The 13,308-nt window shown below is 29.0% G+C and carries 15 protein-coding genes; 14 read left to right on the top strand and 1 reads right to left on the bottom strand.

Features of this window, described 5'->3' with window-relative positions; translation table 11 throughout:
* From J9309_RS07035 to J9309_RS07045, 3 genes are all read left to right on the top strand, one after another.
* Entirely contained in the window at positions 1–765 is a 765-nt protein-coding gene (locus J9309_RS07035) for a TIGR02757 family protein (protein WP_230475202.1), read from the top strand.
* 37 nt (positions 766–802) lie between these two features.
* A complete protein-coding gene (locus J9309_RS07040) occupies positions 803–1,381 on the top strand; it encodes a helix-turn-helix domain-containing protein (protein ID WP_230475203.1) in 579 nt (192 codons plus the stop codon).
* Between the two features lie 73 nt (positions 1,382–1,454).
* Complete coding sequence (locus J9309_RS07045) at positions 1,455–2,108, top strand: alpha/beta hydrolase (RefSeq protein WP_230475204.1); 654 nt, start codon at positions 1,455–1,457, stop codon at positions 2,106–2,108.
* A 27-nt stretch (positions 2,109–2,135) separates the two neighbouring features.
* Here J9309_RS07045 and J9309_RS07050 read toward each other — a convergent pair whose 3' ends face one another.
* Positions 2,136–2,651, bottom strand: coding sequence for a hypothetical protein (locus J9309_RS07050; RefSeq protein WP_230475205.1), 516 nt, complete (start codon positions 2,649–2,651; stop codon positions 2,136–2,138).
* Between the two features lie 91 nt (positions 2,652–2,742).
* Between J9309_RS07050 and J9309_RS07055 the strand changes: the two genes are divergently transcribed.
* The 11 genes from J9309_RS07055 to J9309_RS07105 are packed head-to-tail and all read left to right on the top strand — an operon-like array spanning position 2,743 to position 13,308.
* Positions 2,743–3,933: a glycosyltransferase gene (locus J9309_RS07055; protein ID WP_230475206.1), complete on the top strand. Its 1,191-nt coding sequence runs from the start codon at positions 2,743–2,745 to the stop codon at positions 3,931–3,933.
* A complete protein-coding gene (locus tag J9309_RS07060; RefSeq protein WP_230475207.1) occupies positions 3,920–4,837 on the top strand; it encodes a glycosyltransferase family A protein in 918 nt (305 codons plus the stop codon). The genes J9309_RS07055 and J9309_RS07060 overlap by 14 nt, the downstream gene beginning before the upstream one ends.
* Positions 4,837–5,703, top strand: coding sequence for a decaprenyl-phosphate phosphoribosyltransferase (locus J9309_RS07065; protein WP_230475208.1), 867 nt, complete (start codon positions 4,837–4,839; stop codon positions 5,701–5,703). The genes J9309_RS07060 and J9309_RS07065 overlap by 1 nt, the downstream gene beginning before the upstream one ends.
* Positions 5,703–7,025: an FAD-binding oxidoreductase gene (locus tag J9309_RS07070; RefSeq protein ID WP_230475209.1), complete on the top strand. Its 1,323-nt coding sequence runs from the start codon at positions 5,703–5,705 to the stop codon at positions 7,023–7,025. Before J9309_RS07065 ends, J9309_RS07070 begins: the two co-directional genes overlap by 1 nt.
* Positions 7,022–7,747 carry an SDR family NAD(P)-dependent oxidoreductase gene (locus J9309_RS07075; protein ID WP_230475210.1) on the top strand — a complete coding sequence of 242 codons (726 nt, stop codon included), beginning with the start codon at positions 7,022–7,024 and terminating at the stop codon, positions 7,745–7,747. Before J9309_RS07070 ends, J9309_RS07075 begins: the two co-directional genes overlap by 4 nt.
* Positions 7,747–8,337 carry an HAD-IB family phosphatase gene (locus J9309_RS07080; protein WP_230475211.1) on the top strand — a complete coding sequence of 197 codons (591 nt, stop codon included), beginning with the start codon at positions 7,747–7,749 and terminating at the stop codon, positions 8,335–8,337. Before J9309_RS07075 ends, J9309_RS07080 begins: the two co-directional genes overlap by 1 nt.
* 26 nt (positions 8,338–8,363) lie before the next feature.
* Positions 8,364–9,872, top strand: a complete 1,509-nt coding sequence (locus J9309_RS07085) for a hypothetical protein (protein ID WP_230475212.1) — start codon at positions 8,364–8,366, stop codon at positions 9,870–9,872.
* Entirely contained in the window at positions 9,872–11,017 is a 1,146-nt protein-coding gene (locus J9309_RS07090; protein WP_230475213.1) for a glycosyltransferase, read from the top strand. The genes J9309_RS07085 and J9309_RS07090 overlap by 1 nt, the downstream gene beginning before the upstream one ends.
* A gap of 1 nt (position 11,018) precedes the next feature.
* A complete protein-coding gene (locus J9309_RS07095; protein ID WP_230475214.1) occupies positions 11,019–11,564 on the top strand; it encodes a serine O-acetyltransferase in 546 nt (181 codons plus the stop codon).
* Entirely contained in the window at positions 11,565–12,548 is a 984-nt protein-coding gene (locus tag J9309_RS07100; RefSeq protein WP_230475215.1) for a polysaccharide deacetylase family protein, read from the top strand. It abuts the gene before it with no gap.
* The gene (locus tag J9309_RS07105) at positions 12,541–13,308 is read left to right on the top strand and encodes a formyl transferase (RefSeq protein ID WP_230475216.1); all 768 of its coding nucleotides are present in this window, start codon (positions 12,541–12,543) and stop codon (positions 13,306–13,308) included. The genes J9309_RS07100 and J9309_RS07105 overlap by 8 nt, the downstream gene beginning before the upstream one ends.

Raw genomic sequence — 13,308 nt, forward strand, 5'->3', positions numbered from 1 at the left:
ATGAAATTTGACGAGCTTAAAGATTTTTTAGATGAAAAGGTTAATCAATACAATACGTTAGATTTTATTGAAACAGATCCTGTACAAATTCCACATCGATATCAACAAAAAGAAGATATTGAAATTGCAGGTTTTTTAGCGGCTACTATCGCTTGGGGAAATCGTAAAATGATCATCAATAATGCAAATAAAATGATGAACATTATGGGAAATTCACCTTATGATTTTGTGATGAGTTTTTCTGAAGATGATTTAAATAAGGCGGATGGATTTGTACACAGAACTTTTAACGCTGATGATTTTAAATATTTCATACGCAGTTTAAAGCATATCTATACTACCTATCATGATTTAGAAAATGTTTTTTCGCAGCATCAGAGCGATGATTCTATGCAAGAAGCTATTTCAAAGTTTAAAACTATTTTTTTTGAAATTGAACCTTTAGAAAGGGCAAAAAAACATATATCTGATCCGTTAAATAATTCTGCTGCAAAGCGTATAAATATGTGGTTACGTTGGATGGTTAGGAAGGATGCAAACGGTGTTGATTTAGGAATTTGGAAATCGATACCAACATCTAAATTATCGTGTCCGTTAGATGTTCATTCGGGTAACGTAGCAAGAAAATTAGGGATTTTGACAAGGAAACAAAATGATGCAAAAGCATTGAAAGAATTAGATTTCAAATTGAGAGAAATGGATCAAAACGATCCGGTAAAATACGATTTTGCTCTTTTCGGTTTGGGAGTTTTCGAAGGATTTTAGTCAAAATTTAGAGTTTAATAAAAAGAATTGAATATTTATGTTTAAAGTATTAATTGGAGAAAATTTTAAGGATTTAAAATTAGAAGAAGGACTGAAATATACTTACGCAATATCTAATTATGGAAGATTGATTAGATATACTAATGTTATTGAGGATGGTGCTGAATTAAAAGGTTCTTTGATTAATGGTTATAAGGTTTTTCGATATAAAATAACAAAGGATGGGAAAGTAAAAAACTATTCGAAAATGTTTTCGCGCATGGTTGCTGAAAATTTTTTAGAAAAACCAACTGAAGATCAAATATACTTATTGCATAAAGATTATATAAAAGACAATTGCCAGGCGACCAATTTATTTTGGGCAACAAAAGAAGAGTTTAGAGATCATTTTATGGGAAGTCCGTTGTATAAAGAAGGTGTAAAAAAATCTTTGGAAACTCGTAAGAAAATGGATGGAAATAAATTGACGACAACTCAGGTAATCAGAATTAAGAAAATGATTTTAGATCCTAATAGACGAACTCGATTAAAGTTGATCGCAAAGCAATTTGGTATTAGCGAAATGCAACTTTATCGTATAAAATCTGGTGAAAATTGGGGACATATTAAAGTATAATAAAAAGAGGAAAATTAATTTTCCTCTTTTTTGTTTGTTAAGAATATCGATTATTTTTACAAAAAGTATAATAATGAAAGAATTAAACGGAATTAAATATATTGAAAGAAAACCCATAATTGAATCTGAAAATCCACAATTGTTTTTATTGATTCATGGTTATGGGAGTAACGAAGAAGATTTATTTAGTTTTACTCCAGATTTGCCTGAAACAGCACATGTAATTTCAGTTCGTGCTCGTTATGACATTCAATTCGGTGGTTTTGCATGGTATGATATTAGTTTTGAAAATAATGAAAAATACATGGATATCAATCAGGCAGTTGAATCAAGAGAGGTATTAGTTGGTTTTATTGATGCAATCGTTGAACAAGAAAACTTAGATTCAAAGAATGTTTTTATCGCAGGTTTTAGTCAAGGAGCTATTTTAAGTTATTCCATCGCAATGAATTATCCTGAAAAAGTAAAAAATGTAATGATTTTAAGTGGGTATCCTGAGTATAAAATTATTGGAGATTTTGATCAAACAAAAGATTTTTCAAACTTAAATTTCTTCGTGTCTCACGGAACAGAAGATGTAATTTTACCAATAACAGCTGCAAGACTAGGAAAGGATTTATTGAATCAATTAAATATTAAAAATGAATACCACGAATATAGAAGTGGACATGGTATTGATCGTCAAAATTATTTTGATTTAATGAATTATATAAAAAATGCATTATAAAAAAGAGAAGCTTGTAAGCTTCTCTTTTTAAATATATTTAACTTCAATTGCATCTCCGTGGTATTCTTTAAACGACGCGTCGTAAAATTCTAAATTAGTATAACGATACAGTAAATTTGTCAATTCTTTCTTCAAAATTCCTTTACCAAAACCATGGATTAATATTAATCGAATTTGACTTTCTAGCATAGCTCTTTCAATTTCATTTCTAGCTACGTCTAATTGTGTTTGTAAGATTTCAGAGTTGTCTAAATCTTTCCAATTATCAACCAAATTTTCTATATGTAAATCAACTTCTCTTGTTAAATAAGGATGACGATGTGATTTTCTAAATGTTTTAAAAACAGCTTTTGTGATTTCTTTAATTTCGATATCCTTATAATCATCATAATCAATCTCAATATCTTTGATTAAATCTGACTGATGGTATTCATAATCAAAACCAAATTCATCATTAAAGTAAACGTATTCACCTTTTGTTTTAGTGATTACACCAGAAATATCATCATCAATAACTTTTACTTTTTGACCAATTTTAAACATGTTGTAAAATTAGTCATTTTCTAATTAAATTTATTTCAATACTGAGAATTAGTAATTAAAGATTGTATTTTCGTATATCTTTAAGAATACTATGAAAACAACTAACCAAAAACCTAAAATCAAAGTACTTTTTAGGCTTCGTTCATTAGAAATGGGTGGAGTTCCTCGTGTAGTATTAGATTTATTAAGAAATCTACCAAAAGATAAATTTGATTTCACATTAATGCTTAATTTACATCAAGGAGAATTAGTAAAAGATATTCCTAATGATATTAAATTAATAGTAGTTGAAAAAGGAAAAGAACAGATGAGTTCAAATCCTTTATTTCAAAAGATCCAATTAGCATGGAGAAGAGTGAAATTAGAAATTTATGATAAATTTCCTTCAATATTATATAAGTTAAAAGTTCCAGAAAAATACGATATAGAAGTTTCTCCTGGTTATGCTGAATTTGATATGGTATTAAATTCACCAAACAAGAAATCACGTAAAATCGGTTGGTTTCATTCAGATGTTGGCTACGATAAAGACAAAGCAAGAGTTTTGAGTCGCATCGAAAAAATGAAAAAATTTGATTTTATGATTTTTGGTTCTAAACAAACGCGTCAAGTTATCGATGATTTATACCAAGTAACATACCCAAAAAGCACAGTAATTTATAACGTTATAAAAGTAGATGAGGTTTTGGCTAAAGCTGATTTATTTGAATATGATTATAAAACTGAGTATCCTGTATTTTCTTCTTTAGGTAGATTACATTCTCGTAAAGGATATCACACCTTAATGAAGGTACATAGACGTTTACTTGATGAAGGGTTTCAGCATAAAATAGCAGTTATTGGTGGTGGTAATGAAATGGAAAATCTAATTAATCAAAGGAAAGAGCTTGATGTAGAAGATTCTTTTATTTTGTTTGATACACAAACTAATCCATATCCATACATTAAAGCTTCAGATTTTTTTATTTTACCCACACAATCTGAATCTTATCCATTAGTAATCGGTGAGGTAATGTGTATGAGAAAACCTATAATATCAACAAACGTTGGTGGAATTTCTGAAATGATTGAAGATGGAGTAGATGGTGTTTTAATTAAATATGATGAAGACGAAATGTACCAAGCTATGAAAGAGTTTATGACCAATTCGGATTTAGTAAATAAAATTATAGACGGGACTAAAACAGCATATCAAAAATTTGATGAAAATGAAATTTATCGTCAAGTTTCAGAAGTTTTTGAACAACAATATCAATTGAAATTACAAAATGAGAGAAACTAAAATTACAATTGTTACTCCTACATACAATCGCGCACATACACTACCAAGAGTTTATGATTCATTAAAAAATCAAACTTTTAAAGATTTTAAATGGATTATCATGGACGATGGATCTACGGATAATACAAATGAAATTGTTTCTCAATTTCAAAGTGAAGGAATAATAGATATCGATTACCATTGGAATGAAAATCAACATAAATTTATAACAGTATTTGAAGGGATTAAAAAAGTCCAATCAAAGTATTTTGTGATATACGACTCTGATGATTCTTACCCAGCTAATGCATTAGAAATTTTGTATAATGAGGCTGAAAAAATTTCAGATCAAGATCAATTTATATCAGTTATGGGATTATCTCAATTTGAAAATGGCGAGTTGGTCGGCGATAAATATCCTAATGAAGGTTTTGATGGCACTATATTAGAAATGCGTTATAAATATAAAGTAAGAGGTGATAAAAATGGTATGTTTATAACCAAAACTTATCAGCGATTACTTGAAAAATTTGATTATTCTATTTATAAAAATAAAGGATATATACCTCAATCTGTATTTTTTAATACATATGACGCAAAAGGAATAAAAACTAGGTTTATTAACAAAGTTGTTCGTAATTATCATTTAGATGAAGATGATAAACAATCTGTTTCTAATACAAGATGGTCTGGGAAAAATACTTATGGTTTAATGGAAGGTTATAAATCTTTTCTTAATTCTTATGGTAAGCAATTGTATAAATATCCTAAAGCATTAATAAGAAATATTGTTGGGTATCATCTGTATGGTATTTTAAATAAAAAAGGTATTTCTGAGTTAAATAATGGTTTAAAATATTTTAAAGTATTATCACTAATGATTTACCCTTTAAGCGTAATTTATACCAAATTAAAAACTAGCTAATGCAACAATACCTTAAACTTATGCGTGTAAAACAATGGGTGAAAAACCTATTTGTTTTCATTCCATTATTCTTCTCAGGGAATTTTTTCAATACAGATTTAATGATACAATCTTTTGTCGGTTTTGTGTTATTTTCATTTGTAGCGAGTAGTATTTACATCATAAACGATTATGTAGATATCGAAAAAGATAAAAAGCATCCTGAAAAGAAAAATCGTCCATTAGCTGCCGGAACTATATCTAAACAAAATGCTATAATATTATTTCTGCTATTACTACTTATTTCAATTGGCGGAAGCTTATTGTTGGGGAATTACAAAGTTGGGGCAATATTATTGGTGTATTTTTTAATGAATGTAGCTTATTCATTCAAATTAAAGCAAATCGCTATACTTGATGTAATGATTATCGCAACAGGTTTTTTAATGCGTGTTTTAGTTGGTGGCTATATCACAGGAATTATCATTTCAGACTGGACTATTTTGTTAACATTTACAGCGGCATTAATATTAGCTTTAGGCAAACGTCGTGGAGAATTAATCAATGCAGAATTAACCGGAACTACACGTAAATCATTAGACGGTTACAACGAACCTTTCGTTAATGCAGCTTTGGTTATTTCATGTACAGTTACAATAGTCAGTTATCTGATGTTTATTTTATCAGATGAAACACAATCCAAATTTCATCATTACATAATTTATACATTTGTATTTGTTTTCGCCGGTATTCTTAGATATTTGCAACAAACATTTGTATTTCAAAAAACGGAATCTCCAACCAAATTAATTTTTAAAGATATATTTCTGCAAACATTAATTGTTATATGGGGAATTACCTTTTTTCTATTAATTTATTTTAAATAATGAGAATAAATAAATCAAAAAGTATTACCAATTGGGGGTTGTATCCTTCCATTAAAACAAACGAATATATTCCGCAGTCTATAGATGAGTACAAGGAAGCAATTTCAAGTTCTAATAAATTAATAGCACGAGGAAATGGAAGATGTTACGGTGATGCTTCATTTCAAAATGATGTAATTTCTACAAAAAAATGGAATAAATTTATAGATTTTGACCGAGATAGAGGTTTTATTGAGGTTGAAGCTGGAGTATTATTGTCAGATATTTTAGAGGCCTCAGTTCCTGCTGGATATTTTATTACAGTTACTCCAGGTACAAAATTTATTACAGTTGGTGGCGCAATTGCTTCTGACGTTCATGGTAAAAATCATCATGTGGACGGATGTTTTTCAGAGCATTTGGTTTATTTTGATTTAATGATAGAATCCGGAGAAATTGTACGCTGTTCACGAAACGATAATCCTGAATTATTTTGGTCTACGATTGGTGGAATGGGATTAACAGGTGTAATTCTTTCAGCTCGTTTTTTACTAAAAAAAATTGAAACTGCCTACATCCGTAATGAAGCCATTCAAGCAAAAAATTTAGATGAAATTTTTAAATTATTTGAAGAGTCTGAATCCTGGACTTATACAGTGGCATGGTTAGATTGTTTACAAAAAGGTGATTCTTTGGGTAAATCAATTATGTTGCGTGGGGAACACGCAACTTTAGATGAAGTTTCTGAAAATATAAAGAAAAATCCTTTAAAAATTAAGAAAAAACCGAAGCTAAATATTCCATTTTTCTTTCCGAATTTTGCTTTGAATCCTTTATCAATAAAAGTTTTTAATTGGTTGTATTTTAATAAGCAATTAAAAAAGCATGTTAAGAATTATGTTGATTATGATCAATTTTTCTATCCGTTGGATATGGTGCATAATTGGAATCGTATATACGGGAAAAATGGTTTTATTCAATATCAGTTTGTTATTCCTAAAAATAACGGATTGGAAGGTATGCGAGAAATTTTGAAAACAATTGCAGATAGTGGAAATGGCTCTTTTTTAGTTGTTTTAAAATTATTTGGAGAAAGTAATTCAAAAGCGTACAATTCTTTTCCTCAACCAGGTTATACATTAGCTTTAGATTTTAAAGTAAATAAAGGACTTAAAAAACTAATTGAAAAATTAGATGAAATTGTTGAACGTAATGGAGGTAGAATTTATCGTACGAAAGATGCTATGTCCAAACCAAGTTTAACAAATTATTTAAAAAATGTTGATTCAACTAAATTTGAGTCAATTCAAAACGAACGTATAAATCGATTTAAAAAACAATGATTGTATTAGGTAGTAATTCAGATATTTCTTTGGCTTTTATAGAAAAGGTCTTAAAAGAAGGGCAACGATTTCCGATGATGTATTTGTTTACTTCAAATGTTGATAAAACCATGAAGTTAGCAAATCACATTGAAGCGAAATACGATCAAAAATGTGAGATTATTGAATTTGATTTAACTAAAAAAAATAATTACCAAACGATTGAACATATAGATTCTGATCTATTATTCTGTGCTTCTGGATTTTTAGGAAAAAATACCGAAGAAGGTTTATATGATATTGAAAATACAATGAAGATTGTTGAAATCAATTATTCTAAACTTATATTCTTAATTAACTTTTTTGCGAAGAAAATGGAAGCAAAAGGTAGTGGAACTATCATTGCTTTAAGTTCGGTTGCTGGCGAAAGAGGTCGTCAATCAAATTTTATTTATGGTTCGGCTAAAGCAGGTTTTACTGCATATTTAGCAGGTTTAAGGAATTATTTATTTCATAAAAAAGTTCATGTAATGACGGTAATTCCAGGTTTCATGGATACAGAAATGACCGCTGATATTGAAACTCCAAAGCCTTTAACAGCTCAACCAGATCAAGCCGCAGATATTATTTACAAAGCTTATAAAAAGAAGCGTAACATTGTTTATGTAACTTTTGTTTGGTGGGGAATTATGATGATCATTCGAAATATTCCTGAATTTATTTTCAAAAAATTAAAAATGTAATGAATCGTAATTTATATCTTTTTGATTTCGATGGTACTTTGACTAAAAAAGATTCACTTTTCGATTTTTTAAAGTTTTGTTCTCCTTCAGAATATCGGAAAATTTTCATTCTCTTTATTCCATTATTTATTTTCTCAAAATTGAAAATTTTAGATCCGGGAAAAGTGAAGGAAAAATTCATCAGCAGTATCTTAAAAGGTAAATCTTATTTTGAAATCAATTTACTCGCTCAGAATTATTTTAAAGCGAAATACCCAGATTTAATTTATACGAAAGCGGATGATTATATTAAATCGGTAAGTAATTATCATGATAAATTTATAGTTTCGGCTTCAGTTGATTTTTGGTTGCAACCATTTGCAGATTATTATCAAATGGGATTAATTTGCACAAAGGCAGAATTTGATGACCAAGGTTTCTTTACTGGGAAATTTGCGTCTCCGAATTGTAATAAAAAAGAGAAAAAAAATAGAATCGAAAAAGAAATCGATTTGACATTATATGATGAGGTTTTTGCTTTTGGCGATACTTCTGGCGATAAAGCTATGTTTGAAATTGCGTCTAAAAGTTTTTTCAAGCATTTTAATTAATATATTTGTCATACTAAACTTAACCTATGAAAAATTACATTGACAAGAAGAAGATATTCTTTGCTTCTGTCATAATAATTGCACTAAAGTCTATTTTCTTTTTAACAAAACACATACAAGAAGATGCTTTAATTTCTTGGCGCGTCGCTCGAAATATTATCGAATATGGTGTATATGGCTATAATGGTGCAGAAAAAATTTCAGCTTCAACAACACACTTATATGTTTTTATAGGTGTCCTATTTCAATCTATTTTCGGAGAAGGAAATTTCATTTACCCTTTACTTGTATTTAATACAATTCTCTTAACTATTGGTATTTATTGGTTAGGTAAGTTATTATTAAAATCGACTAACCGTATCATATTGTTCCTATTATTTGTAAGTTTTTTACCACCTGCAATTAAAATGTCAATATTGGGAATGGAATTCGGAATGCTTTTCTTTTTCTACATGGCATTAATTAAATATGGATTTGTAGAAAGAAAAAATTGGGCATTTATTCTTTTACCAATCTTCATTTTATGGACGCGTATAGACACTTGTATTTTTCTAGGAATATTATTTATATACGACGTAATCCAACAACGTAAATGGAACACCGCATTGATGATAGGCGGAATTTTAGCTGTGTTAACAACCGTTGCATTCAATTGGTTTTATTTTGGCGAAATTGTAAATAATACCATTACTTCAAAGAAAAATAACTATGCTAATCCTACTTTATTAGAGCGTTGGACTGAATTTAAATTCTTTGGACCAAACTATTTTGGTATGATTAAATTCCCAACTTCAATCTATAATTTTTCTACAGCGATTTTATTTATCTTATCGTTAATTAGTTTAATTGTTCTTGCGGGGAAATGGGATTCAAACCGTAAAAAAGTCATTGGATTTTTATTCGCTTTCGGAATTATTAAAACTTTGATTTTTGGTGCGGCAAATTCTTGGTTCGATTGGTATTATTGGATACCTCAAATTTGTTTATTCTTACCAATTATTTTAATTGTTTTAGATATTGATTTTTACAAAAAAACAGCACTAGCATATGGTATTTTTATTCTGATTCCTTTTACGGCTTATCAAGCAATTCATTCAATTGCAACAGGTCATGGAGAGTGGAATCATGCGCGTAAAATTGGATTATATTTAGATTCGATTGAACCAAATAAGGATAATTATATTTTCTTAGAACCGGCTGGCTATATTCCTTATTTTTCTAAGTTAAAAGTTATTGACTACGTTGGTTTGGTAGATAAACGTTTAACGGAAGAAAATATAGTTAAAAATGGAACTGAAGTTGGTTTTTCTAATCTAATCAATAAAGCGAAACCAAAATATATTTTAGAGGATTTTAAACCAATGTTCAAAGGAAAATTGGCCGATCAGTCAATTTATGATGATTATGAATTAATTAAAGAATTTAAAATTGCAGATGTCGCAAAATCTGATAATCCTATCTTAGATAAAATTTATAAATTCAAACCTTCAGGACGAGATTTCTATTTATACAAACGTAAAGAAACTGCGAAATAATGGCTGAAAAGAAGAAAATATTAATACGTATTGGCTCGCTTCGACATGGAGGAGCTGAAAAAGTGTTAGTTACTTTTTTAAAAAATCTTTCACCAGATAAATATGAAATAGACTTGTTGTTGAATCTTTATTCGGGTAAATATTTAAAAGATGTTCCGTCTTGGATTAATATTTATTATTTGAATAAAGGAGAAATGATTACGACAAATCGACCTCAGGATATTCCAGAAAAAGCTTTCAGAGTGATTTATCAAACCATTCTGAAAAAATTTCCAAAATTGTTGTATAAATTTATTTTACCGAATAAAAAGTATGATATAGAATTTGCTGCTATCCACGGAATGGCCGATGAAATTCTAAATTCTCCGATTAAATCTTCTAAGAAAATTGTTTGGATTCATAACGATTTATCAAACATTCCAGAATATACAAATGAACGTTTGAAATCATTTTTCAAATTTGACCGCATTTTAGTCATTTCAGAAAAAATTAATCAAATGTTTTTGGATTTGGCAGTTTCAGAGGACGAAAAAAATAAAGTCGTTCGAATTTATAATCCTATTGATGTTGATGAAATCAAGCGTTTAGCAAAAGAACCTTGTGATTTACAGAAAATAGAAAATGAACCTACGTTTGTTTCGATTGGAACTGTTTTTCCACAAAAAGGTTTTGATCGTTTGTTAAGAGCGCATCGTCGTTTATTAGATGAAGGTTTTAAACACCAAGTTTGGATTGTTGGCGATGGCTATGATTTTCCGAATATCAAAAAGTTGGTGGATGAGTTACAAGTGAACAATACTGCTCATTTAATTGGTTTCAAAGAAAATCCTTATCCATATTTCGTTAAAGCAGATTATTATATTTTGTCTTCGCGATATGAAGGTTATCCAACGGTTTTATTTGAGGCGATGACTTTAGCTAAACCTATTTTAGCAACTGATGTTTCAGGGGTTAGAGAAATGTTGAATGATGGAGAATTAGGACATATTATCGATAATTCGCAAGATGCTATTTACGAAGGTTTAAAATATTTTATTCAACAACCTGAAGAAGCGAAAAAATATCAACAAAATATTGAAGCAAAAGTATTACCTTTTGAATTAAAGAATGCTGTCAATTCAATAGAAAAATATTTAAACAATTAAAATGAAATCAATTATTCAGAAAGATTTTTACAGAAACTTTGGATATTGGACTAATTCCCCTTTTTTAAAAGGCTTTATGAGTCCAGGTTTTCGTTTTTTATATTGTTTAAGAAAAGCCCAACAATATCCAACTAAACATCCATTAGGATTGGTTTATCGTTTATTGTTGAGAAGATATTCAATAAAATATGGTTATCAAATTTCGGCAAAAACTGAAATTGGACCTGGATTAAACTTAGGTCATTGGGGACATGTTGTTGTAAATCCAAAAGCTAAAATTGGGAAAAACTGCAATATAGCTCATGGTGTGACATTAGGTCAAACTAACCGTGGAAAATCAAAAGGTTTTCCGATTTTAAAAAATGATGTTTGGGTTGGAACAAATGCTGTAATTGTTGGTGGAATTACGATAGGAAATAACGTATTGATTGCACCAAATAGTTATGTAACACAAGATGTTCCTGATAATTCGATTGTGATGGGAAATCCAATGCAAATTATCCCGAACGAAAAAGCAACTGAAGGATATATCAATAATAGAATTTAAATGAAGTCTAAACATGGATTTTTTGTAATTTCTTTAGATTTTGAACTTTTCTGGGGAATTAGAGATAAATATACTTTTAACGAATACGGTGAAAATGTATTAGGAGTTTGGGAGGTTATACCCCGACTCTTAAAAACATTTAATCAATACAACATTCACGCTACATTTGCCACTGTGGGTGCCATGTTTGCTTCCGACTTTAGAGATTTAAACAATTATTTACCATCTATTAAACCTAATTATACTGATAAAAATTTATCACCTTATAATGATTATATCAAAAAATCAATTCATAATGATCCGAGATATTATTATGGAAAACAATTAGTGGAAATGGTGAAGGCAAATAAAAATCAAGAAATAGGAACACATACTTTTTCTCATTATTATTGTTTGGAACCAGGTCAAGATAAAACATCTTTTGTAGCAGACTTAGAAAGTTCAATTGCCATAGCAGAGGCTATGGGTATTGACATTGAATCTTTTATTTTTCCAAGACATCAATTGAATAAAGACTATATTAATATTTTCAAAAAATATGGGATTAAAAACTATAGAGGAACAGAAAAAATATGGTTTCATTTTGCAGCAAGAGGTGAAGATGAAGGGATAATCAAGAGAGCATTTCGTTATGCAGATTATTTTGTATGGATGGGAAGTAATCATTTACAAGATATTAATGAAATTGAAGATGATGAACTGTATCAAATTAGAGCTAGTAGATGGCTACGTCCATATGATAGTAGAAAAATTTTACAAAAATTAAAATTAATTAGGATTAAACAGCAAATGAAAGCTGCAGCGAAAACGAATAAGATATTTCATTTATGGTGGCATCCGCATGAATTTGGTGTAAATACAAATGAAAATTTTGAAATGCTTGAAGAGATTTTTCAGTATTATTCGGAATTAAATAAAAAATATGGAATCGAAAGTTTTAATTTCAAAGAACTAGTAGCTTATAAAAATGCTAACAATGGATAAAAAAATTGTAATGCTAACAGGAGAAGCCATTTCTACTAGATACATGTATAATGGCTTAAAGGATGATTATGATATTCAAAAAGTTATTCAAGAAGTTCCAGTAAGCATGAAAAAAATTCTAAAAAATAGAGCGAAAAGAATTGGATATTTTCAAGTTTTTGGACAAATCTTATTCGGTATTTTGGTTCTTCCGTTTTTAAGAAAGATATCGAAAGAAAAATTAATTTCAAATCGATTGAAATTAAATCTTTCGGATGAACATATACCTGAAGATAAATTGATAAAGGTTGATTCTGTAAACGATAAAAAAACAATCGAAATTCTTAAACAATTAAATCCAGATATAGTGATAGTGAATGGCTGTAGAATTATATCTAAAAGAGTTTTAGAACAAATTGATGCTGTTTTTATCAATACGCATGAAGGAGTTACACCGCGTTATCGTGGTATTCATGGAGCATATTGGGCTCTTGTTAATCAAGATAAGGAAAATTGTGGAGTAACAGTGCATTTAGTGGATAAAGGTGTGGATACAGGTGGAATATTATATCAAGGAATTATATCTATTGATGATAATGATAATTTCACAACTTATCCAATATACCAAACTGCTAAAGGAATTGAGTTAATGAAATTAGCAATTACTGACTATTATAATGGTGAATTAAAAACGATTCAACCCAAATTAGAAAGTAAAATTTGGTACCATCCAACAATATGGAAATATTTTTATAACTGGATTTTTAAAGGGGTTAATTAA

It is taken from the genome of Faecalibacter bovis, from assembly GCF_017948305.1.
In the GTDB taxonomy this organism is placed as follows: domain Bacteria; phylum Bacteroidota; class Bacteroidia; order Flavobacteriales; family Weeksellaceae; genus Empedobacter; species Empedobacter bovis.

Bases quoted from the DNA above. Each gene is read 5' to 3' on its own strand.
- J9309_RS07035 (WP_230475202.1), top strand. From the start codon at position 1: ATGAAATTTGACGAGCTTAAAGATTTTTTAGATGAAAAGGTTAATCAA.
- J9309_RS07040 (WP_230475203.1), top strand. From the start codon at position 803: ATGTTTAAAGTATTAATTGGAGAAAATTTTAAGGATTTAAAATTAGAA.
- J9309_RS07045 (WP_230475204.1), top strand. From the start codon at position 1,455: ATGAAAGAATTAAACGGAATTAAATATATTGAAAGAAAACCCATAATT.
- J9309_RS07050 (WP_230475205.1), bottom strand. From the start codon at position 2,651: ATGTTTAAAATTGGTCAAAAAGTAAAAGTTATTGATGATGATATTTCT.
- J9309_RS07055 (WP_230475206.1), top strand. From the start codon at position 2,743: ATGAAAACAACTAACCAAAAACCTAAAATCAAAGTACTTTTTAGGCTT.
- J9309_RS07060 (WP_230475207.1), top strand. From the start codon at position 3,920: ATGAGAGAAACTAAAATTACAATTGTTACTCCTACATACAATCGCGCA.
- J9309_RS07065 (WP_230475208.1), top strand. From the start codon at position 4,837: ATGCAACAATACCTTAAACTTATGCGTGTAAAACAATGGGTGAAAAAC.
- J9309_RS07070 (WP_230475209.1), top strand. From the start codon at position 5,703: ATGAGAATAAATAAATCAAAAAGTATTACCAATTGGGGGTTGTATCCT.
- J9309_RS07075 (WP_230475210.1), top strand. From the start codon at position 7,022: ATGATTGTATTAGGTAGTAATTCAGATATTTCTTTGGCTTTTATAGAA.
- J9309_RS07080 (WP_230475211.1), top strand. From the start codon at position 7,747: ATGAATCGTAATTTATATCTTTTTGATTTCGATGGTACTTTGACTAAA.
- J9309_RS07085 (WP_230475212.1), top strand. From the start codon at position 8,364: ATGAAAAATTACATTGACAAGAAGAAGATATTCTTTGCTTCTGTCATA.
- J9309_RS07090 (WP_230475213.1), top strand. From the start codon at position 9,872: ATGGCTGAAAAGAAGAAAATATTAATACGTATTGGCTCGCTTCGACAT.
- J9309_RS07095 (WP_230475214.1), top strand. From the start codon at position 11,019: ATGAAATCAATTATTCAGAAAGATTTTTACAGAAACTTTGGATATTGG.
- J9309_RS07100 (WP_230475215.1), top strand. From the start codon at position 11,565: ATGAAGTCTAAACATGGATTTTTTGTAATTTCTTTAGATTTTGAACTT.
- J9309_RS07105 (WP_230475216.1), top strand. From the start codon at position 12,541: ATGGATAAAAAAATTGTAATGCTAACAGGAGAAGCCATTTCTACTAGA.